17 protein-coding genes and 1 pseudogene are annotated in these 20,482 nt (G+C 65.3%); 11 read left to right on the top strand and 7 right to left on the bottom strand.

Annotation, left to right across the window (positions count from 1 at the left end):
* Positions 1 to 63: 63 nt before the first annotated feature.
* From ABGN05_RS17960 to ABGN05_RS17940, 5 genes are all read right to left on the bottom strand, one after another.
* The gene (locus ABGN05_RS17960; RefSeq protein WP_367955417.1) at positions 64 to 969 is read right to left on the bottom strand and encodes an SDR family NAD(P)-dependent oxidoreductase; all 906 of its coding nucleotides are present in this window, start codon (positions 967 to 969) and stop codon (positions 64 to 66) included.
* 105 nt (positions 970 to 1,074) lie between these two features.
* On the bottom strand, positions 1,075 to 1,764 hold the full coding sequence (locus ABGN05_RS17955) for a TetR/AcrR family transcriptional regulator (protein WP_367955416.1): 690 nt from the start codon (positions 1,762 to 1,764) through the stop codon (positions 1,075 to 1,077).
* Positions 1,765 to 1,820: 56 nt separating this feature from the next.
* Positions 1,821 to 3,401 (bottom strand): AMP-binding protein, encoded by a 1,581-nt coding sequence (locus ABGN05_RS17950; RefSeq protein ID WP_367955415.1) that lies wholly within the window; start codon positions 3,399 to 3,401, stop codon positions 1,821 to 1,823.
* Positions 3,402 to 3,406: 5 nt separating this feature from the next.
* Positions 3,407 to 5,008 carry a carboxylesterase/lipase family protein gene (locus tag ABGN05_RS17945; RefSeq protein WP_367955880.1) on the bottom strand — a complete coding sequence of 534 codons (1,602 nt, stop codon included), beginning with the start codon at positions 5,006 to 5,008 and terminating at the stop codon, positions 3,407 to 3,409.
* A gap of 263 nt (positions 5,009 to 5,271) precedes the next feature.
* Complete coding sequence (locus tag ABGN05_RS17940; protein ID WP_367955414.1) at positions 5,272 to 6,060, bottom strand: GntR family transcriptional regulator; 789 nt, start codon at positions 6,058 to 6,060, stop codon at positions 5,272 to 5,274.
* A 225-nt stretch (positions 6,061 to 6,285) separates the two neighbouring features.
* Between ABGN05_RS17940 and ABGN05_RS17935 the strand changes: the two genes are divergently transcribed.
* The 9 genes and pseudogenes from ABGN05_RS17935 (at position 6,286) to ABGN05_RS17895 (ending at position 16,373) form a co-directional block, all read left to right on the top strand.
* On the top strand, positions 6,286 to 7,803 hold the full coding sequence (locus ABGN05_RS17935; protein WP_367955413.1) for an ABC transporter substrate-binding protein: 1,518 nt from the start codon (positions 6,286 to 6,288) through the stop codon (positions 7,801 to 7,803).
* Positions 7,804 to 7,815: 12 nt separating this feature from the next.
* Positions 7,816 to 8,760, top strand: a complete 945-nt coding sequence (locus ABGN05_RS17930; RefSeq protein WP_367955412.1) for an ABC transporter permease — start codon at positions 7,816 to 7,818, stop codon at positions 8,758 to 8,760.
* Positions 8,757 to 10,688, top strand: coding sequence for a dipeptide/oligopeptide/nickel ABC transporter permease/ATP-binding protein (locus ABGN05_RS17925; RefSeq protein WP_367955411.1), 1,932 nt, complete (start codon positions 8,757 to 8,759; stop codon positions 10,686 to 10,688). Before ABGN05_RS17930 ends, ABGN05_RS17925 begins: the two co-directional genes overlap by 4 nt.
* A complete protein-coding gene (locus tag ABGN05_RS17920) occupies positions 10,685 to 11,710 on the top strand; it encodes an ABC transporter ATP-binding protein (RefSeq protein ID WP_367955410.1) in 1,026 nt (341 codons plus the stop codon). Before ABGN05_RS17925 ends, ABGN05_RS17920 begins: the two co-directional genes overlap by 4 nt.
* Complete coding sequence (locus ABGN05_RS17915) at positions 11,707 to 12,660, top strand: alpha/beta hydrolase family protein (RefSeq protein WP_367955409.1); 954 nt, start codon at positions 11,707 to 11,709, stop codon at positions 12,658 to 12,660. Before ABGN05_RS17920 ends, ABGN05_RS17915 begins: the two co-directional genes overlap by 4 nt.
* 34 nt (positions 12,661 to 12,694) lie before the next feature.
* Positions 12,695 to 13,897, top strand: coding sequence for a CaiB/BaiF CoA transferase family protein (locus ABGN05_RS17910; protein WP_367955408.1), 1,203 nt, complete (start codon positions 12,695 to 12,697; stop codon positions 13,895 to 13,897).
* 132 nt (positions 13,898 to 14,029) lie between these two features.
* A complete protein-coding gene (locus ABGN05_RS17905) occupies positions 14,030 to 15,088 on the top strand; it encodes a proline racemase family protein (RefSeq protein WP_367955407.1) in 1,059 nt (352 codons plus the stop codon).
* Between the two features lie 596 nt (positions 15,089 to 15,684).
* Positions 15,685 to 15,789, top strand: a pseudogene (locus tag ABGN05_RS17900) (BA14K family protein); the annotation flags it as partial.
* An 83-nt stretch (positions 15,790 to 15,872) separates the two neighbouring features.
* Complete coding sequence (locus ABGN05_RS17895) at positions 15,873 to 16,373, top strand: YciE/YciF ferroxidase family protein (protein WP_367955406.1); 501 nt, start codon at positions 15,873 to 15,875, stop codon at positions 16,371 to 16,373.
* 109 nt (positions 16,374 to 16,482) lie between these two features.
* Here ABGN05_RS17895 and ABGN05_RS17890 read toward each other — a convergent pair whose 3' ends face one another.
* Positions 16,483 to 16,722, bottom strand: coding sequence for a DUF982 domain-containing protein (locus tag ABGN05_RS17890; RefSeq protein WP_367955405.1), 240 nt, complete (start codon positions 16,720 to 16,722; stop codon positions 16,483 to 16,485).
* Positions 16,723 to 17,165: 443 nt separating this feature from the next.
* Between ABGN05_RS17890 and ABGN05_RS17885 the strand changes: the two genes are divergently transcribed.
* Together ABGN05_RS17885 and ABGN05_RS17880 are read left to right on the top strand one after the other, a co-directional pair.
* Positions 17,166 to 17,684, top strand: coding sequence for a superoxide dismutase family protein (locus ABGN05_RS17885; protein ID WP_367955404.1), 519 nt, complete (start codon positions 17,166 to 17,168; stop codon positions 17,682 to 17,684).
* A gap of 173 nt (positions 17,685 to 17,857) precedes the next feature.
* Positions 17,858 to 19,408 carry a phospholipase D-like domain-containing protein gene (locus ABGN05_RS17880; protein WP_367955403.1) on the top strand — a complete coding sequence of 517 codons (1,551 nt, stop codon included), beginning with the start codon at positions 17,858 to 17,860 and terminating at the stop codon, positions 19,406 to 19,408.
* Here the strand turns inward: ABGN05_RS17880 and ABGN05_RS17875 are convergent.
* Complete coding sequence (locus tag ABGN05_RS17875) at positions 19,397 to 20,419, bottom strand: lysylphosphatidylglycerol synthase domain-containing protein (protein WP_367955402.1); 1,023 nt, start codon at positions 20,417 to 20,419, stop codon at positions 19,397 to 19,399. The two genes, ABGN05_RS17880 and ABGN05_RS17875, sit on opposite strands and share 12 nt — an antisense overlap.
* Between the last annotated feature and the right edge of the window lie 63 nt (positions 20,420 to 20,482).

The raw sequence follows: 20,482 nt of genomic DNA, 5'->3' as shown, positions 1-20,482 counted from the left end.
GCCGGCTTACCTGTTCCTCAAGTCCGGCAGCTTCCTCCGAATCTGCCGGGCCTCCTTCCCCGCCTAGCCGCCGACGGCCTTGACCCGCGGCGCGGCCGGCCCGCTGGCCAGTTCGCGTTCCATCTGGGCAAAGCCGTAGTCCGGCACGATCTCGCCCGTCCGGTCGCTGATCCGGCCCCAGTTCGCGACGACGCGTTCCGCCGTGCCATTCCCGGTGCCGACATGCATGCCTTGCGTCAGCGTCACGTTGGACCGGGCGAAGTGGCCCGCACCAGCACAAACGATCGCCCGCGTCGGCGCATCATCGCCGACGAGTGCCAACAGAGCGGGGCTGACGAATTCCGGCGAGAGCCGCTCGAGCGCGTCCGGCGTCAGCAGCCCGTCGGTCATCGCGGTTGCAGCCGTCGGGGCAAGGCAGTTGACCTTGATGCCGTATTTCTCGCCTTCGAGAGCCAGCGTCTGCATCAGGCCGACCAGCGCCATCTTGGCTGCTGCGTAGTTGGCCTGGCCGAAATTGCCGAACAGGCCGGAGGAGGACGTCGTCATCACGACGCGCCCGTGGCGCTGCTCGCGCATGATGTCCCAGACGGCCTTGGTGCAGATGACGGATCCCATCAGGTGCACGTCGACAACGTCGCGGAACTCGGCGACCGTCATCTTCGCGAAGCTCCTGTCGCGCAGGATACCGGCATTGTTGACGAGGATGTCGATGCGGCCCCAGACTTCCGTCGCGCGGGCGGCAATTTCGCCGATCCGCTCTTCGTCCGTCACCGACGCGGCAAAGCCGATCGCCTCGCCTCCGGCTGCGCCGATCTCGGCCGCGGCGGCGTTCATGTCGTTGACGACGACCCTGGCGCCGAGCCCTGCGAGCATGAGAGCGTGGGAACGCCCAAGCCCACCGCCCGCTCCGGTCACGATCGCGACGCGGCCCTGCAGCTTCCTACCGATATGGTCGACTTCGTTTTCCATCCTATTCACTCACTAGATAATTAATCTATTTTTCGCAAGCGATTCTTCTCGCCCAGGTGGTGCCCGCCGAGGCCTACGGCGCGGCCGGACCGCGCAAAAACTGCTTCAGGCCGTAAGCTCCTTCCGGCAGATGGCGAGGAACCCCGCCGCCATGAAAGTCGACATGCGCTGCTTCACCGCCGCGAAATCTTCGGAATGACACAAGCCGCCGGAAAGCTTGTCGATGCGCCCGGTGCGCGCCAGAGTCAGCATCAGCGCGCCGGAGACGAAATGATAGCCCCAGAAAATGTCCTCCTCGGCGCTGTCGGGCAGGGCCTGCTTCAGGAGGCCGATCAGCCGTAGCACGACCGGATCGAAATGCTCGTCCATCATGGCAGCGCCCCATTCGGGCGTGTTGGCCACCTGCGAGGCGAGGGCGCCGTAATTCTTCCAGCTCTCGCCGCCTTCGATGTAGAGGTCGAGATCAGTGTCGAGGAAGGCTCGCAACGCGCCTTCGACCGTTGGCCGGCCGGCGGACGCCTTTTCGTACTCCTCCAGCATGCGCATGCGGCGCTCGCTGGTGACGACGGCGCGGCGGGCGAACACCTCGTTGAACAGGGCCTTCTTGTCGTCGAAATAGTAGTTGATCAGCGTGTGATGGACGCCGACCTGCTTGGCGACGTCCTTCAGGGTGACGCCATAAAGCCCGTGCCGGGAAAAAAGCAGTTCGGCGGCGTCCAGAATCTGTTCGATCATTTCGGCGCGCTGTTCGGCCTTGGTGGAAGCCTTGCGGCGGGATGCCTTTAGTACGGTCAATTCTGGGCCCTTCCGAATTCCACCGCCTTTTGCCGGCGCGATGGTGCTGCCTGTGGTCACGCCTGTCCGTATTGCGAGCGCAGATGCAGTTTGTCCACCTTGCCGGTCGCGGCGAGCGGCATTTTGGCAAGCCGCACGACCTCTTCCGGGATCCACCAGGAGGCGACGCGCCCGCGCAACGGCTCCAGCAGTTCGTCGTCGGTGATGTCCTCGCCATGGCGCAGTTCGACCAGAAGGATGGGACGCTCCCCCCATCTGGCATCGGCGCGCCCGACCACCGCCGCGAGCGAGACCTGCGGCAGCGCCGCGACGATCGCCTCGATCTCGGCGGGATTGATCCACTCGCCGCCTGACTTGATGAGGTCCTTCGACCGCCCGGTTATGACGAGGTTTCCCTTCGCGTCGATACGGGCGAGATCGCCCGTGTCGAACCAGCCTTCGGTGTCCGTCGCCTTTTCGGCCTGTCCGAGATAGCGTTCAACCACAGACGCTCCGCGCACGCGCAGATGGCCTTCGACGCCGCGCTGCTGCGCGTGGGGACGGCCTTCGGCGTCGGTCAGGAGCAGGTCGATGCCGAGCGCCGGCCGCCCAGAGACACGCGCGTCGCGATCGGCGAGACCCGGCGGCGCGATGGTGCCCAACGGCGACAGTTCGGTCATGCCCCAACTCGTCTGCACGGTGACGCCGAGCCGCCGCTCGATGCGCTCCATCAGGGCGGGCGGCATCGGCGACCCGCCGACGACGATCCGCTTCAGTGAGGGAACCTCGCCGCCCGCGGCTTCGAGGTGTTCGACGAGACCGAGCCACACCGTCGGGACCGCCGAAGCCACCGTAACGCCTTCCGCCACGATCAGCCGCGCCAGGCTTGCACCATCGAGATGGCGGCCCGGCAGCACCAGCCGCGCGCCGACGGCCGGGGCAGCGAAAGGCATGCCCCAGGCGCTCGCGTGAAACATGGGCACCACCGGAAGGGCGGTGTCTCCCGCCGTCATCGCCATCACATCGGCCTGCAAGAGCCGCAGCGTATGGAGGTAGGTGGAACGATGCGTGTAGGTCACGCCCTTCGGCTGGCCGGTCGTGCCCGAGGTGAAGCAGAGCCCACACTCGGTGTTCTCGTCGAAGCCTCCCCAGGCAGCATCCGCCTTGCCATCCGCGATGAGAGGTTCGAGCGGCTGCGCTCCCTCCTCCCGGCGGCAGCCCTCTCCCTCCTCGTCGATCGTCAGGATGGTCTGCAAGGAAGCCCTGGCGGCGATCTCCCGCGCCAGCGGCAGGAGGTCGGCACTGACGATGAGGACCCGCGCGCCCGACTGCCGGAACATCGACGCCGTTACGTCGGCCGTGAGGCGCGGATTGAGCGTATGGCATGACGCCCCCATGCCCATGATGGCGTACCAGGCCTCGAGATGAGCCTGGCTGTTCCAGGCAAGAGTCGCGACGCGTTGGCCGGGGGCGACCCCGAGCCCGGCCAGCACGGCGGAGCCCCGCATAGCCCGGTCACGCAGCGCGGCATATCCTATCCGCGTGTTCACTCCGTCGGCGTGCGCCGTAACCACCTCCGCATCGGAGTGCCATTTCGCGGCATGATCGAGAAACTTGTCGACCGTCAGCGCAAAGGGCTGCATCGCACCGTCGTTCATCGCCGCTACGCTCCCGGCGGCGGGAGCGGCGCCGCCACGCCCACGTTCCAGTTCCAGGGAACGTTGCCGGCATGGCGCCGGCGCCGCACGACCTCGTTGACGAGGTCGAACATGCCGGGCGCAAGGTTTGACTCCAGCCTGGGATGCCCCGCGAACCGGATGTACGTCCCGTCCCTGGCGAATTCCTGCCAGTCGGGCGCGTTCCGGGCGCGCGGCGAACCGCTGCGTGCGAAGGAGACCCAGTAGTCGCCGATGGTGCGCGACAGCTGCGCCTCGGGCTCCGTCGCGGGGATCGGAGGCCAGAGCGGCGGCGTGCGGTCGGCGGTGCCGAAAAGGTACGGAAGTTCGCAGGCATGGAAGCCATCTAGTCCGGCGTCTTTGGCAGCAGGATAGGTATGATCGAAATAGTAGATGAAGGCGGGAAAGCCCACCGCTCTCTGCGCCTCGGCAAGCTTCAATACGGTCCATCCGTAGAGAGCGTCCCGAACCGAGGCGAGCGTGCTTTCGACGATGTTCGCGGACGGGTACAGCGACAGGAACGGCTTGGCTAGGCTCCCGTAGCGCGCCCTGATCTCGGCCTCATAGGCGGTGGCGGTCTCCGGCAGCGGCGGAACCAGGAACGGCAGGGAACGGATCTCGCCGCTGTTGTAGCCGGCAAGCAGGGGCACCTTGGCCTGTTCGCCGCGCTCGAAGACGTCGACGAGCTGGTCCGGCAGGACATGACCGTCGACCGTGCCCAGCGGCGCGAAACCCGCGCGCAGGGCAGCCTTCGCGAGGTCACGCGCATCCATCGCCCGTAGACCGTCGATGCCGCTTGCGCCAAGCATCTCACGCAGGCGTTCGCCCGCGGTCTCGGCGGGTTCGTGGCCATGGCGCGTCACCTTCAGGGAAGGCATTGAGATCATGTAGGCGCTCTGCGCGACCGCCTTCGCGAACAGTCCTCGCGCCGCCGGAGCGGCCATCAGGTAGAGCACGCTCAGGGCACCGGCGGACTCGCCCGCGATCGTCACGTTGTCCGGATCACCGCCAACCGCTTCGATGTTGCGCTTGACCCATTCCAGCGCGGCGATCTGGTCGAGCAAGCCGTAGTTGCCGGATACGCCGTCGGGCGATTCCGCGCTCAGTTGCGGGTGCGCGAGATGGCCGAAGACGCCGAGACGGTAGTTTATCGTAACGACCACCGCGCCACGCCGCGCCAGGTCGGCACCATCGTAGAGCGGCTCGCTGCCCGCCCCCCAGATGAACGAACCGCCGTGGATCCAGACGAAGACCGGCAAGCCGCGCGCGTCGTCCGGCGCCCATATGTCGAGATAGAGGCAATCCTCGTCGGTCGCGGGCAACTCGCTTGCATAGATGCTGCCGCCGCGGCGCGGCAGCTGCGCGCAGGCCGGTCGTGGAGCGATGGCTTCGCGAACACCTTCCCAGCGACTGGCTGCGACAGGCGGCCGCCAACGCAGCGTTCCGACGGGCGGCTCTGCATAGGGAATTCCGCGATAAATGCAGAGGCCCTGCCTCCGCACCCCCCGCGCATCGCCAGCCGGGAAATGCGCGACGGCAGCCTTCTCCGCGCGCGATCCGGTCGCCAATTCCGTCGCGTAGAGCTTCAGCGCCGCTCTCCTGCAAAAGCAGGGCGCAGATCAGCCGGACACGCCATGATCCTGGTCCTCCCTGGACACGCCGCCTCCCAACGGCACGAGGAGCATCAATGGTCCCCCGGTCAGGAGAAGTCAATACTCACTATCCAGTGTGTTAATGAACTACGGTTGCCCGTCGCAACGGACCGGAACCACGCGAGCGACGTACGACGAGGGATGTTGTGTGACGAGACGCATCCGCACCCCGACGTGCGTAGCGTGATGGAAATCCATCCTCAGGATTCCGGAAAGCCACCCAGCTCCAGCAGGCGGTTGCGGTCGTCTAGGTCGATGTTGATGTCGAAGACCACGCCGTCGGTGCGATAGACGAGTTGTGCCAGGCAAAGCACTTCCTTGCGGGCGTTCTGGAAGATGCGGCGCACCCGCACGACCGGATCGTGGACGCGTATGTCGAGTTCGTCCGCCTCCGTCGGCATGGACGACACCACCCGGAAGGTCTGGCGCACGTTGCTCAAACCGACGTCCTTCGTGTCGTAGAGGAGCGTGCTGACGAGTTCGGTCTTCCAGAGCTTTTCGGGGATCATCCGGTGGATCACATCCGCGACCAGATACTGGCCAACGATGAACGGATGGTCGTTGCGCGAGAAGATGCGCTTCATGTGCCGATAATCCCCGAGCGAAATCCCGTCCTCGGGTGAGAGGCGAAGTTCCGCCTCGGAATCACTCGAAGGGACGACGCGGAAGCTCAGGTCCTTGCCGCGGTATGCGGGCGAGCCGGTCAGCAGGTAGGGCACCGACTCCGGCATGCGCGGCTTGCCGGTGACGAAGGTGCCGCGCCCGCGCTCGGCGCTGATCAGTCCCTCGCTTTCGAGGCCGGCCAGAGCGTGGCGTACCGTCATCGGCGAGACGCCGAACGTTGCCACGAGCTGCTTGAGCGTCGGCAGCCTGTCGCCGATGTTCCACGTCTCGTCCACGATCTGCCTGCGGATGATCGCGGCGAGCTGCACGTAATAGGGGGTCCCGTCCTCCCTCAGCGTCTGTCTCTGCTCAGAAGCGCTCGACAATGGCGCGAATCCTTTCGTGCGTCTTCCCGGTTTCCGATATTGCACAACTCGCGGCGGAGGCAATGGGAGAGCCGTTCGCGTCGGAGCCAAGAAAGCGGTTGCACCATAGCACGATAGTGGTAAAGTACTATAGTTTAATCACAATCGAGTTGCCTCGATTGGGAGGTTCTGGCGCCCGTGAGATTCGCGGATGGCGCCTCGGATTTTAAGGCTGGGAGGGCCGTGATGAAGAAGTGGATCACAACATCAGGAGTCATTGCCGCGCTCGCGCTCGGGCTCGCCGGTAGTCCGGCGTCGGCGCAGGGAAGCGGCACGTTCAAATACGCGGAACAGGTGAAGCTCATCACGATGGATCCGCAGAAGCAGAGCGGAAGCGGCGTCCCCTTCCTGCGGCCTGCCTACGAATCACTCTTCGAGAAAGGCCCTGACGGCGAAAACGTGCCACTGCTCGCGACCGAATACACGGTCGACGGGCTCGACGTGACGATCAAGCTGCGCGAAGGGGTCAGCTTCTCCAACGGCGAACCGTTCAATGCCGAAGCGGCGGCCGCGAACATCAATCGTGGCGTCGAGATCGGCATCGTGGAGGGCCTCAAGACCGTCGAGAGCGCCAAGGCGATCGACGAATACACGCTCGGAATCAAGCTCAAGGAGATCGATCCGGCGATCATAACCACCCTTTGCTACACCGGCGGCATGATGATCGCGCCTTCGGCGATGGCCGATCCGGCGCTTGACCGCAATCCGGTTGGCACGGGTCCCTATGTCCACAGCAAGGACGAATCGCGCGAGGGCGAAGTGCAGGTCTACGTGCCAAACCCGACCTACTGGGACAAGGACATGATCGGTCTTGCCCGCTACGAGGTGTGGGAGATTCCGGACGACACTGCCCGGCTGAACGCGCTGAAGACCGGCCAGATCGATGCCGGTAACTGGCTGTCCAACCCGCAGGCGGCGATCATCGACAAGTCGCCCGACCTGAAGCTGATCCGCAACAATGGCGGCCTCAACTACCACGTCATCATCTCCGACCGCGAAGGTACCGTCGTTCCCGCCTTCGCCGATCCGATGGTGCGCAAGGCGATGGCGCTCGCAATCGACCGAGACGCATTCAACCAGGCGATCCAGTTCGGTCTGGCGGTGAAGTCCTTCCAGCCCTACGGCAAGGGCGACTGGGCCTATGATCCGGCGCTCGAGGGCGTCTACGAATACAATGTCGAAAAGGCGCGCGAACTGATGGCGCAGTCGAAGTTCCCCGACGGGTTCACCTTCGACATGCCGTCGATCCCGATCTACCAGCCGCGTCTCGAGGCGCTTGCCGGCTTCTTCAACGAAATCGGCATCACCATGAACATCGTGCCCGTGGAGCCCGGCACGCTGGCACGCCGCAGCCGCACTACGGACTTCCCGGCGACCAACCTCGTCTGGAACACGGTCACGGATCCGAAATTCCTGGCGCTGCGCTACATCTACGAAGACGCCGCATACAATCCCTTCAAGGCCAAGCCGAGCGAAGCGCTCCTGGCGCTCGCCCAGGAGGGGCTCACCTCGGTCGAGACCGACGTGCGGGCGCCGATCTATCACAAGATGGCGGCGCAACTGGCGGACGAAGCCTTCCTGATCTTCGTCACCAATGCGCCAATCTTGATCGGCGTGAGCGACGACACCGCCGAGAACCCCACGGTCCGGTACCGCTACGGAGAAGACTCCATCAATCTCCGCGGCCTCAAGGCCAACGACTAAGCACGGGTCTTCATGTTCAGGCTCGTCGCCCAGCGGCTTCTGGCACTGGTGCCTTTGCTGTTCATCGTGTCGGTACTGGCGTTCTCGTTCACGTCGCTGCTGCCCAGCGATCCCGTGGACCTCATCCTGGGGGACACGGGAACGCAGGAACAGCACGAGATGCTGCGCGAGAGGATGGGCCTGAACGAGCCACTGGTCGTCCGCTACTTCCAGTGGCTCGGCAAGGCGGTGCAGGGTGATCTCGGCACCTCCTTCTTCAACAGCGTCAGCGTCACCGACGCCGTGCTCTTGAGGCTCCCGGTCACGCTTTCCCTGACGGCGATCTCGGCATTGATCGCGATCGTCGTCGGCATCGCCGCCGGAGTCGCGGCGGCCCTTCACCCCCGCTCCTGGATCGATCGCCTCGCCACTGTCGGCGCGACCTTCGGTCAGGCGGTCCCGAACTTCTGGTTCGGCCTCATCCTGGTCGCCGTTTTCGCGGTCAATCTGCGCTGGTTCCCCGCGACCGGCTTCACGCCGATCTCGGTATCTCCATGGGACTGGCTTCGAAGCGTCACCCTGCCGTCCCTCGCGCTCGGCCTTTCGTCGAGTGCCGCGATAGCCCGGCAGGTGCGCTCGGCCATGGTGGGGGTGCTCCAGCAGGACTACATCCGCGCCGCCCGCGCCCAGGGGCTGTCGTCGCGGCGGGTGATCCTGCGGCACGCGCTGACCAACGCCATGGTGCCGGTCGTGGCGGTTCTGTCGTTCCAGATCACTGTGCTGCTCGGCGGCGCGCTGATCGTGGAGCAGGTCTTCGCCATCAACGGGCTCGGCACGCTGGCCATCGCGGCGGTGCGCCAGCAGGATATCCCCATGCTGCAAGGGCTGGTCCTGGTGATGGTCGGCCTCGTCGTCCTCGTCCAACTCGCCACCGACCTCCTCTACGGTCTGCTCAATCCCAAAGCGCGCCCAACGTGACCACGACCAGCCAGAACGAGCCTAACACCGGGCCGCGCCGCATCAACTTCCGACCGAGTGCCTCGACCGCCATTGTCGCCGCGGCAGGCTCGGTGCTGGTGCTGCTCGTCTTCCTCGCGATCTTCGCCGACTGGATCGCACCCTACGATCCGCTGCGCCAGAACCTGATCAAGGCGATGCAAGGTCCCTCCGCGGCCCACTGGCTCGGCACCGACGATCTCGGGCGCGACGTGCTTTCGCGCCTGATCTTCGGCTGCCGCATCGCCGTCCTCGCGGCAGCCGAAGCCACCTCGATCGCGGTGCTCCTGGGAGTGCCGCTCGGGCTTTTCATCGGCTATCGCGGCGGCTGGTGGGACTGGGTCGTGATGCGCGTGGTCGAAGCGGTCGTGTCGATCCCTGGCATCATGGTCGCGATCGTCATCATCGCCATTCTGGGGGCCGGCCTGCACCGGGCGATGATCGCGCTCGGCATCCTGTTCTCGACTTCCTTCCTGCGGCTGGCGCGTGGCGTCGTGCTGGCGGAGCGTGAGGAGGTCTATGTGAGATCGGCCCGCGTCATCGGCGCGTCGGACCGGCGCATCCTGCTCAGGCATATCTTCCCCAACATCGCGCCGCCGCTGGTCGTGCAGGTAACGCTCACGGTGGGCGCGGTGCTTCTGGCCGAAGCCGGGTTGAGCTTCATCGGCCTTGGCGTTCAGCCGCCGGACGCAAGCTGGGGCACGATGCTCAACTCCGCCGCGGCCTACATGGACCTCAACTGGTTCCTGGCCGTGCCGCCAGGGATCGCCATCATCCTCACCGTCCTTTCGGTGAACCTGCTCGGCGACGTCATCCGCGACTCGATCGGCCGTGGCGTGGCCGTCGGAGTGGATCCCGGCAAGCCGGCGGAGCGCTTCGTGCCTGCGATCGCCGCCACAGGGGCGGAAAGCCCCGCGCCACCGCCGCTCGCCGACGAGGTCCTGCGCGTCGAGGGCCTTCAGGTCCTCGTTTCGGGCCGCGACGGACACGAAGTGCCCGTCATCACAGATCTCTCCTTCGGCATTTCGCGCGGCGAGACGCTCGGCCTGGTAGGCGAATCGGGCAGCGGCAAGACGATCACCGGGCTGTCGATCCTCGGCCTGATCGGCGCCGGCGGTCGAACGACCCACGGCTCGATCGTTCTGAACGGCAGGGACCTTCGAAGGCTGACCCCGAAGCAGTTGGAGGAGGTGCGCGGCAACGAGGTCGCGATGGTCTTCCAGGACCCGACGACGAGCCTCAATCCCGCCTTCACCGTCGGCAGCCAGATCGCGGAAGTCCTGCGCACCAAGCAGGGGCTGTCCGGCAAGCAGGCCTGGAGCCGCGTCGTCGAATTGATCGACCGCGTCGGCATCCCGCGGCCGGAGGAGCGGGCGAGGGCCTATCCGCACGAGCTTTCGGGCGGCATGGCGCAGCGCATCGCCATCGCGCGCGCGCTGAGCTGCAATCCCTCGCTGCTCATCGCCGACGAACCGACCACGGCGCTCGACGTCACGGTCCAGCAAGAGATCCTCGACCTCTTCCGCGACCTGCAGGGCGAATTCGGGATGGCCATCCTCTTCGTCACGCACGATCTGGCGGTCGCGGCCGACATCAGCGACCGCATCAGCGTCATGTATGCCGGCGAGATGGTCGAGATGGCCGAAGTGGACGCGCTCTTCGCCCGGCCGCGCCATCCCTACACGCGCGGTCTCCTGTCGGCGATGCCACACGCCTCCTCGCGCAACCCGCCGCTGCCGACCATCCGCGGCAACGTCCCGCGACCCGGCTCCTGGCCATCGGGCTGCCGCTTCTCCAACCGCTGCGATTTCGCCACCGCCGCCTGCGAGCGCCCGATCCCGCTCGTCGGCACCGACCGGCTTGTCCGCTGCATCCGCGCGCCCGAACTCGAACTGAAGGCCGCGTCATGAGCTCCGAAGTCCTTCTCGAGGTCGAGGACCTTTGGGTCACCTACTGGAGCCGTTCGCTGCTCGCGCTGGACCGGAAGCCGTTCCACGCCGTGAAAGGCGCCAATCTCTCCATCCGCCGGGGCGAGACGCTGGGGCTGGTCGGAGAATCGGGGTCGGGCAAGTCGTCTATCGCCAACGCGGTCCTCGGCCTGGTGCCGGCCGGCTCCGGCGCCATCCGTTTCGGCGACGCCGACCTCACCTCGATGGGAAGGCGCTATCCCCCGCACATCCGCAGCCAGATCCAGGCCGTCTTCCAGGACCCGTATTCCTCGCTCAATCCGTCGATGACGGTCGAGGACCTCGTCACGGAGCCGCTGAGGGTCCATACCGCCATGGACCGGAGCGAGCGCCGTGCCCGCGCGGTCGAACTCCTGAAGCTGGTCTCGCTGTCGGAAGAACATCTTGGCCGGCACCCGCATCAGTTCTCCGGTGGCCAACGCCAGCGCATCGCGATCGCCTCGGCTCTCGCGCTGGAACCGAAGCTCATCGTCCTCGACGAGCCGGTGAGTGCGCTCGACGTATCGACCCAGAACCAGATCATCAACCTCCTCTATGAGCGCCGGGATGCCATGGGGGTCGCCTACCTGCTGATCGCCCATGACCTGGCGCTAGTCCATCACATTTCCGACCGCATCGCGGTCATGTATCTCGGCCATGTCGTCGAGGAGGGACCGTCGGACCGCGTCTACCGGTCCCCTGCGCATCCCTACACGAAGGCGCTGCTCGACGCCGTGCCGCTGCTGGATCCGGAGGCGCAACGCCGGCGCCGTGCCGCACGCAAGGCCGCGCCCGCCCACGATATGCCGCGGGTGTCCACCACCGCCTGCCCCTACAAGAACCGTTGTCCCCACGCGATGCCGCGGTGTCACGCTGAAATGCCGCCCTCCTATCCGGTCGAAGGAGGCGGAACTGCGGCGTGCTTCCTCCTGGACGAGGCCACATCCTCCGCGCGGAACCCCGCGCTCGAAGGAGCTGCACGATGACGGCGGCCGAATATCGCTCGGATCTTGCGGTCGGATTCCACGAGGCGCACGATGTCCTGGCGGACCCCGGTGACCGCGCCGGCGAAGCTCCGCTTGTCTGCCGCTGGCCACGCGACCGCGCTCCGCAAGGTTTCGTGGTGTTCTGCCACGGGCTTGGCTCGAACGGCGGCGCCTATGCCGCCCTTTCCCGCTACTGGGCCGCGCATGGTTATCTGGTGATCCACCCGACCTTCGCCGACGACATCCGCATCGTTGCGCGAAACGAGCCGGAGCTCGGTCTCGATCCCGACAGCGACCTAGCGGAATGGATGACGGTGCCGCATGCGAGGGCCCGCATGCACGCGATTCTGCACAGCCCCGAACGATGGACGGGACGCCTGGCGGTCGTCGGCGCGTTGATGGTCCGGCTGCCACTGATACTGGAAGCGACATGTGGCGGGGGGAACCGCCCGCTGCCTGGCGCGATCGCGGGGCATTCCTTCGGCGCCTACACCGCGCAACTGCTCGCGGGTGCGGCAATCGACATGCCCGGCGATCCGGGCCGCAGCTTCGCCGATCCCCGGTTTGCCGCGACACTCCTGCTCAGCGCCCAGGGCCGCGACCAGCAGGGACTGCGCGACGGATCATGGGATCTGATGCATGGTCCGGTGCTCAACGTCACCGGGACTCTCGACCAGGGGGCCAAGGGCGGGGACTGGCACTGGAAGTCCGAGCCCTTCGAGCTTTCCCCCGCCGGCGGAAAGTATCTCGCCGTCCTCGAAGGCGGCGACCACTATCTCGGCGGTTTCGCGGAGCGGCAGCGGCAGGTGCCGGCCCAGCGGGAAGCGGTGGAGCAGATCACGCTCGCGTTCCTCGACGCCCATCTCCGCCATCTCCAAGCCGCGCGCGACTGGCTCGGTTCGATCGACGACCGGGTCGGCGAATGCCGGCTCCTGTTCAAGGCCAAGTGAACGTCATGCCAGTTTCATTCCGAGGTAACACCTGATGTTCCAGCCTCTCGCCGGCATTCGCGTCATCGACGTCACACAGGTCCTCGCCGGCCCCTACGCCGCCTATCAGCTCGGCCTGATGGGCGCCGAGGTGCTGAAGATCGAGGAGCCGGGTACTGGCGACTGGGCACGCGACAAGGGCCACGTGCCCGGTCTCAACGCCGAGCGCATGGGTCTCGCCTACCTGACGCAGAACGCCAACAAGAAGTCGGTCTCGCTGAACCTCAAGACGCCTGAGGGGCTCGACGTCATGAAGCGCCTAATCGAAACAGCCGACGTCTTCATCGAGAACTTCCGGCCGGGCACGATCGCGCGGCTCGGCCTGCCGTTCGACGTGGTGCGGGAGATCAATCCCAAAATCGTCTACTGCTCGATCTCGGCCTTCGGGCAGGACGGCGAGATGAGCCGCCGCCCCGCCTACGACCACGTCATCCAGGGCATGTGCGGCATCATGAAGACCACCGGCACGGCCGAGACCGGGCCGCAGAAGGTCGGTGCCCCCTACATCGACTACGCGACGGGGCTGAACGCGGCCTTCGCCATCGTCTCGGCGCTGCACGAGACCGGACGCACCGGCAAGGCCGTCCACCTGGACGTCGCGATGCTCGACACATCGATGCTTCTCATGGCCTCGCTGATCACCAGCCATCTCACCGGCGGATGGACGCCCCGGCCTTCGGGCAACGAGGCGTGGAGCCAGAGCCCGTCTTCGGGAGCGTTCGAGACGCAGGATGGCCTTCTGATGGTGGCGGCCAACAACGACAAGCAGTTCAGGGCACTCTGCGCCGGCCTGGGCCGGCCCGACATTCTCGAGGATGCGCGCTGGAAGGAAGCGCCGTGCCGGGCAAAAAATGCCCCCGAACTGCGCGCCGAACTCGTCCGGATCTTCCTCTCGCGGCCGGCGCTGGAGTGGGAACGCGTGCTGGACGAAGCCGGAGTGCCCGCGGCCAAGGTGCGTTCCCTCGACGAGACGCTCGCCGAACCGCATGCAGCGACCCGCGCCTTCACACACACGATGCACTGGGACCGCCAGCCGCACGATTTCCACGTGCCTACTCTCGGCTTCAAGGTCGACGGCGAGGTGATTGCGCCGACCACGCCGCCGCCGGAACTCGGCGGCGACACTCGGGACGTGCTCACGGCGCTCGGTATGAGCGAGGCGGAGATTAGCCGGCTTTCCGCTACGGCGGCGATCTGACGCCGCACATCCAAAGCTTCGCCGCTGTCGGCGAAATTCGCCTATCCACCCCCATCTTTCCCCCGGGATTGCGCGCGAAGGCGGCCGTCGGCAATGATGCTCTCCCGTCAATGCCATTGGAGCGCGGAAGCAGTGCAGCCCGAACGGCGAGATTCCGCCCCCGACCCCGACCTGCCGGAGGGGAAGATCACCACGGTCGAGATGCATACCGGTGGTGAACCGGTGCGCATCGTCACCGCGGGCTATCCGCCGGTCCTCGGCGATACCATCCTCGACAAGCGCCGCTACGCCCGCGAACGGCTCGACCATCTGCGCAGGATGCTCATCTTCGAGCCGCGCGGTCACCACGACATGTATGGCGTCATTCCGGTCGAACCCGATCACCCGGAGGCCGATATCGCGGTGCTTTTCATGCACAACGAAGGCTACTCGACCATGTGCGGCCACGCGGTGATCGCGCTCGGACGTTATGCCGTGGACACCGGCATCGTCACCCCGACGGTTCCGCTGACGGCCGTCAACATCCAGTGCCCTTGCGGTCTCGTGCGGGCGATGGTCGAGGTCGTGCTGACGCCGACCGGTTTTCGGACAGGCTCGGTCAGCTTCGAGAGCGTCCCTTCCTTCGCCTTCGCACTGGACGCCGAAGCGCATGTACCCGGAATCGGCACCTTGCGGTTCGACATCGGCTATGGCGGCGCCTTCTACGCGATCGTGTCCGCCGGGTCCGTCGGACTGGATCTCTCGACCAGTCCCTTTCGCGATGTCGTCGAAGCAGCCGACCGGATTACGAAGACCGTCCAGGCCACGGTCGCCCTGGACCATCCCGACGACCAGGACCTGGCGTTTCTCTACGGCACGATCGTCACCGATGGCGGCACCGGGAAGGACGAGCCGAGCACCAACGTCTGCGTCTTCGCCGAAAGGGAAGTCGACCGTAGCCCGACGGGCAGCGGGGTATCTGCGCGGATGGCCGTACAGCTGGCGCGGGGGGACATCTCGATCGGCGAGCAATGCCAGTTCCGCAGCATAACCGGATCGGTGTTCGGCGGCCGCATACTGCGTTCAGAAAGGACCGGTCGCTTCGACGCCGCGCGAGTGGAGGTCGCGGGACGTGCATTCTACAGCGGCACGTCCAGCTTCACGATCGAAGAGGATGACAGCATCGGGCGCGGTTTCGTGCTGCGGCCATAGCGAGGCCGGCGGCGTCAGGACCGGGATCCGGCCGAAAAAAACCGGTACAAACGCAAGGAATCGCCGACCTGCGGGCAGTGCTCCACGACCCGGTGCCGGGTCTCGGGAGCCGCTGGAACGACGAGCCGGCGGCCATGCGCGGGCGAAAGCGGACACCGCCGGCTCTGCGTCACCAGGCAATAGTGACGGGGGCAGATTGGTGTCTTCAGCCCGCGCTGTTTTTCACCTTTGTTTGTCACACTCGAAGAATCGCGCGACCTGCGAGAGACAGATGACGCCTCGACCGACAGTGTCGGATGGTCGCGGGAACATCGAAGCGCCTCTTCCGTTTGCCGGCTATGTCCAGACAGAAGCGCATCCATGTCGAGTCTCCACGAACCGACGGCGGAAGCGTCTTCGGCTTCATCGCTGTCCTCCTTGTCTTTCTCGGCGCCCTGACCCTACAGGCGGGCGACAGGGAACCGCGGATGGCGCGGGGAGTGTTTGTCGAACAGCAGACGGACAAGAAGCCCAACACTTCGGGGCAACAGCAAGTTGGCGCGGAACCACGACAGACCGGCCAAATCCTGGTCGGTTCCGCGCAGTCGGAAGACATTCCGGTCTGCAATGTGGACGCCTGCTCGGACGCGTATCGCTCTTTCCGGCCCCTTGATTGCACTTTCCAGCCTTACGACGGAGAGCGGCGGCTCTGTACCCGGTGAGGCGGTGGAACGAACTCGTCCGGTCCATGTTTAGGGCGAGCCGCGCATATGCGCAGACGCTCAAATTCCAGAGGAATACAAAGATGGCAAAAGAAAAGACGCTAGAAGACCTTTTCCACGACACGCTCAAGGACATTTATTACGCCGAGCGGAAGATCCTGAAGGCGCTCCCCAAGATGGCGCGCGCCGCCAGCAGCGACCAGCTCAAGCAGGCCTTCCAGAAGCACAAGGACGAGACCGAAGGCCAGATCGAGCGCCTGCAGCAGGTGTTCGAGATTCTCGGCAAGCGCCCGCAGGGCAAGACCTGCGACGCGATCGAGGGCATCATCTCCGAAGGCGAGGAGATCATGGACGAGTACAAGGGGACAGCCGCTCTCGATGCTGGCCTTGTATCCGCCGCGCAGGCGGTCGAGCACTATGAGATCACCCGCTATGGCACGCTCAAGCGCTGGGCGGAGACCCTCGGCATGACCGATGCCGTGAAGCTGCTCGACGAGACGCTGCAGCAGGAATCGAAGACTGACTCGGATCTGACCAACCTTGCCGACAAGATCGCCAACCCGAAGGCGAAGAAGGCGGCCTGACCGCGTCCGGCGGCTTTCCTACGAGACAAGGCCTCCCGGCTCGATGGCGCGGGAGGCCTTTTTTCTCGACGTTGCTTTTAGGATAGCGGCCACGGCCTCTCGGGCTGGATCACCGCTCGACCAGATTGCCCGCTTCTTTCGCCGCACGCACGAACGTGTCGTAGGCGTCCACGGTCGAGCGATGACCGTCCATCACCTTGAGAGCGGTCTCCACAGCCTCACCGTGGGCAGGCCCCCGTTTGGGCCAGTCCGGATCGGATAGTACCTCGTAGGCCTCTTGCGCACTGGCCACCTCGATAGTGCCGGACGGTGCAGTAATCTTGACCGTGTCGGAGAATTCCCTGGCCATCACGCGGGCTCCTTTCTCTTGCGGAGCATGTGGGTTGCCTTGAACGCCCCCACGAAAGTCCGGACCTTGGCGGGCGCGGGTCTTGTGCGGCAGCGCGAAGCCTTCATCACACGCAGCGCCCGGCGCCCCGCGTCGGCACCGGGGAAGGACCGGGTTGCGGAACCGGATCGGGAGGCAGCGGGCCCGGCGGAGGCGTCGGCCCCGGCATCGGGATTGGCTCGGTGCCGCGGTTGCCCCGGTGCGCATGAAGTGGCCGGGCGAAATATCGCGGTGTTGCCATCGGGATTCATTCCTCTTGCCGAACTTTCAGACGTTGATACTAACCTTAGGCAAGTCCGAAGGTTCCGCTACCGTGGCTTTCGAGACGGCCGTTTTGCGCACCGAGGCAACCATCCGCATCCCACGCGGTTGCTTTCCGGAGGAACCAAGAGAGAGATGTCGGAATGAGACTAGCAGCAGCAGCCGTCGCGACGGTAACCTTGGCATTCAGCGGCCAGGCCTCCGCTCAATCGATCTCCGCGTCGGCCAACATGATCAGCCGGGATGAGGTCGAGGTCGGCACAGTCACTTTCAACACAACGCGGTCCGGAATGTTGCAGGTGATCGTGGAATTGACCGACCTCCCCCCGGGCCCGCACGGCTTCCATGTGCACGAAACCGGAGAATGCAAGCTGGATGGTGGCTTCGCGTCCGCCGGCGGTCACTACGCGGGCGGCCATTCCCACGGCGTGGAGAGCGAGGATGGCCCTCATTCGGGCGATTTTCCCAACGTGCACGCGGCGGAGAACGGCGTCGTCAAGCTGGAATTCTTCACCGATCGGCTCTCGCTGGACGGCGGCGACAATCCACTGATGGACGAGGACGGCTCGGCCGTAATCGTCCATTTAGACGCTGACGATTATACGACCACGCCCTCCGGGAATGCTGGCGACCGCATCGCCTGTGGCGTCATCCGCCAGTAGTCGGCCCGCCGCAGGGGAAATGTAGCAACAAGAGGACGACCGTAGCGGCGATGAAGCAAGCCGAGCCGACGGTCTGTTGGGCGAGCGCGGGTGGCACCATAGAGGGGAGATTCTCCGAATAAGGAACCGCTTGACTGGAAAGGAGTTTCCCTCCGTTCAATGGAGTTTCGCCCATGTCGGCTGCATTCGAAGCGGTTTTGCGTACCGAGACCAGACCACTGGACCAAACTGCCCGTCCGGAAACGCTTCGCCAATCCGATAGCCTTCTTGCGCGCAAAAGCCGCAACCCTGTGGTCCGCGAGGGAGAGAATTGCTGGAAGGTCGCCCGCGCAGGGCGGGCGTCGGTACTGGTGGATGGCGCCGGCTATTTCACGGCTCTCGAATCATCACTTCGGCTCGCCCGTGAATCGATCCTGATCCTCGGCTGGGACTTCGATGGCCGGATTCGGCTGCGCCCCGATGCCGAAACACGAGAATCGCCTCCACTCGGTGAACTCCTGCGGACACTGGTCGAGGATAACGACGGGCTCGAAGTCAGGATCCTCATGTGGAGCGAATCCGTGGTGCATGCTCCGGGCTCCACGTCCGAGATGCTGTTCGGCGCACCGTGGCAAGATCACCCGCGCATCCACGTGAAGCTCGACACCTATCATCCGATCTACGCCGCCCACCACCAGAAGATCGTCACCATCGATGACCGCACGGCCTACTGCGGCGGCATGGACCTGACCGTCGGACGGTGGGACCGCCCCTCCCATGCCATCGAGGATTCGCTGCGGACGAATCCGGACGGAAAAACCTACCCGCCAGTGCACGACGTTCAGATGGTGCTGGACGGCGACGCGGCCTTGGCACTGTCACATCTCGCCAAGGAACGCTGGCGCATGGCGATCAGGCGCGACCTGCCGCCCGACTGCGACGGTTCCGGCGACGCATGGCCGCCGGCTCTGCAGGGAGATTTCGCCGATGTGGACATTGCGATCGCGAGAACCAGGCCTGAATTCCTCGACAATCAGCCTGTGCGGGAAGCGATGGATCTGACGATCGATGCGCTGGAGGGCGCAAGGAAATCCATCTACATCGAGGCCCAGTACATGACCTCCACGGTCATCGGCGACATACTGGAACGCCATCTGCGCAATCCCGTCGGCCCGGAGATCGTGGTGGTCATGGCGCACGAATGCCACGGCATCATCGAGCGCTGGGTCATGGGAACGAACCGCGACCGGTTGATCCGCCGGCTGCGAAAGGCGGACAGGTACGGGCGGATGCGCGTCCTCTACCCCTGCATCCGAAATGACGCCGAGACGTCGCAGGTCTTCGTGCATTCGAAGGTCGTGGCCATCGACGACGAATTCCTCCGCATCGGCTCGTCCAACCTCAACAACCGGTCGATAGGCCTCGACACCGAATGCGACCTTGCGATTGAAGGCGCGGACGAGGAACATCGCCGGGCGATCGCGTCCATCCGGGACAGTCTGCTTGCCGAGCATGTCGGCTCCGATCCGTTGGCTTTCGGCCGCGCGGTGGAGGAAAACGGCACTCTCATCGCGGCCATCGAAAGCCTGAACGTCGGCGAGCGCTGCCTCTTGCCCTTCGAGGCCATGCATGACGACGGTCCGGATAATCCGGTGTGGGGGACGAAGCTGCTCGACCCGAGCCGCCCCTTCCGCATCCTTCGCCTCTGGGACCGATACTGGCGCAAGCGCAAGCTAGGCCGCTAACGCGGCCGGCTTTCGCCTGAAAACGAGTTCGGAAATGCCGAACGCAGCCGCGCCAACCATCAGCGGCATGAGGAAATAGGTGAACCGGAACACCAGTACGGCCGCGATCATCCCCTTCTCTGAAATCAGGTGTACCACCACGGTCTCGATCACACCCAGCCCCCCGGGTACGTGCGCGAGCAGCGCCGCGGTATTGGCGATGATGAAGGCCGCCGCGACGGTCACGTAAGGAACCTCGGCGAAGGCGCTCACGGTCTGGTGCAGGCAGGCCGCGACGCAGGCGAAGTTCGCCACTCCGATGCCGACCTGCGCCAGGGCGAGCCGCAGGGACGGCATCTCGATCTCCCATTTGCGGAACCTGAAAGGCTCCCGGATTCTGGCCGCGAGGACGAGATAGATCGCCAGCATCCCCACGCAGGCCATACCGAGAGCGACCACCCCCGCGCGGCTGAAGCCGGTCAATTCGGTCGCGGCGTCGCTCTCCAGCAGCAGGGCGATTCCGCCGAGGGCGATCATCCCGAGTGCCACCGTCGTGCCGCAGAAGAAGACGAGTTTCGCGACATCGCCGACGGAAAGGCCCCACCGCGAATAGTACCGATATCGTATGGCGCCGCTGCTGAGACCGGAAAAGCCGATGCTGTGGCCCAGGGAGAGTGCCGAGAACGAGGCAATGGCCGCCTTTGGATAAGGCAGCGGATGTTTCACGTAACGCAGCGCAAGGTAGTCGAAGAAGGTCAGGCAGACATAACTCGCGGCGGCAAAGCCCAGTGCCGCGCCCAGCCGCCAGCCGGGGATCGTCCCGATCGAAGCGGCGACTTCCTGAAGGCTGTAGCCGCTCAGGGTGCGATAGAGCAGGAATGCGGCAAGCAGGACCGCCGCAATACCGAACCATGTCGACCAGTCCAGACCGAGCGGTGGCCGCAGGTTGCGGATACGGCCTGTCCAGCCCTTGCTCTTGTGCTGCCCGTCGGTTGCCTCGGGAAAGCTTATGTCTTCGGAGATGTCAGTCAAACGATCGATCCCATTGCAAAGCAGCAAAACGTCCGAACCCCAGGAGCGATCCCGCGCCATTTT

Source organism: Aquibium pacificum (genome assembly GCF_040839445.1).
Classification (GTDB): domain Bacteria; phylum Pseudomonadota; class Alphaproteobacteria; order Rhizobiales; family Rhizobiaceae; genus Aquibium; species Aquibium pacificus.
Note: the sequence above shows the minus strand (reverse complement) of the source record. Positions and strands in the feature narration are given on the sequence as shown.

What these genes read in the sequence shown, in the direction of transcription:
- ABGN05_RS17960 (WP_367955417.1), bottom strand. Translation starts at nt 969, where the DNA reads ATGGAAAACGAAGTCGACCATATCGGTAGGAAGCTGCAGGGCCGCGTC.
- ABGN05_RS17950 (WP_367955415.1), bottom strand. Translation starts at nt 3,401, where the DNA reads ATGAACGACGGTGCGATGCAGCCCTTTGCGCTGACGGTCGACAAGTTT.
- ABGN05_RS17935 (WP_367955413.1), top strand. Translation starts at nt 6,286, where the DNA reads ATGAAGAAGTGGATCACAACATCAGGAGTCATTGCCGCGCTCGCGCTC.
- ABGN05_RS17930 (WP_367955412.1), top strand. Translation starts at nt 7,816, where the DNA reads ATGTTCAGGCTCGTCGCCCAGCGGCTTCTGGCACTGGTGCCTTTGCTG.
- ABGN05_RS17920 (WP_367955410.1), top strand. Translation starts at nt 10,685, where the DNA reads ATGAGCTCCGAAGTCCTTCTCGAGGTCGAGGACCTTTGGGTCACCTAC.
- ABGN05_RS17915 (WP_367955409.1), top strand. Translation starts at nt 11,707, where the DNA reads ATGACGGCGGCCGAATATCGCTCGGATCTTGCGGTCGGATTCCACGAG.
- ABGN05_RS17910 (WP_367955408.1), top strand. Translation starts at nt 12,695, where the DNA reads ATGTTCCAGCCTCTCGCCGGCATTCGCGTCATCGACGTCACACAGGTC.
- ABGN05_RS17895 (WP_367955406.1), top strand. Translation starts at nt 15,873, where the DNA reads ATGGCAAAAGAAAAGACGCTAGAAGACCTTTTCCACGACACGCTCAAG.
- ABGN05_RS17890 (WP_367955405.1), bottom strand. Translation starts at nt 16,722, where the DNA reads ATGGCCAGGGAATTCTCCGACACGGTCAAGATTACTGCACCGTCCGGC.
- ABGN05_RS17885 (WP_367955404.1), top strand. Translation starts at nt 17,166, where the DNA reads ATGAGACTAGCAGCAGCAGCCGTCGCGACGGTAACCTTGGCATTCAGC.
- ABGN05_RS17880 (WP_367955403.1), top strand. Translation starts at nt 17,858, where the DNA reads ATGTCGGCTGCATTCGAAGCGGTTTTGCGTACCGAGACCAGACCACTG.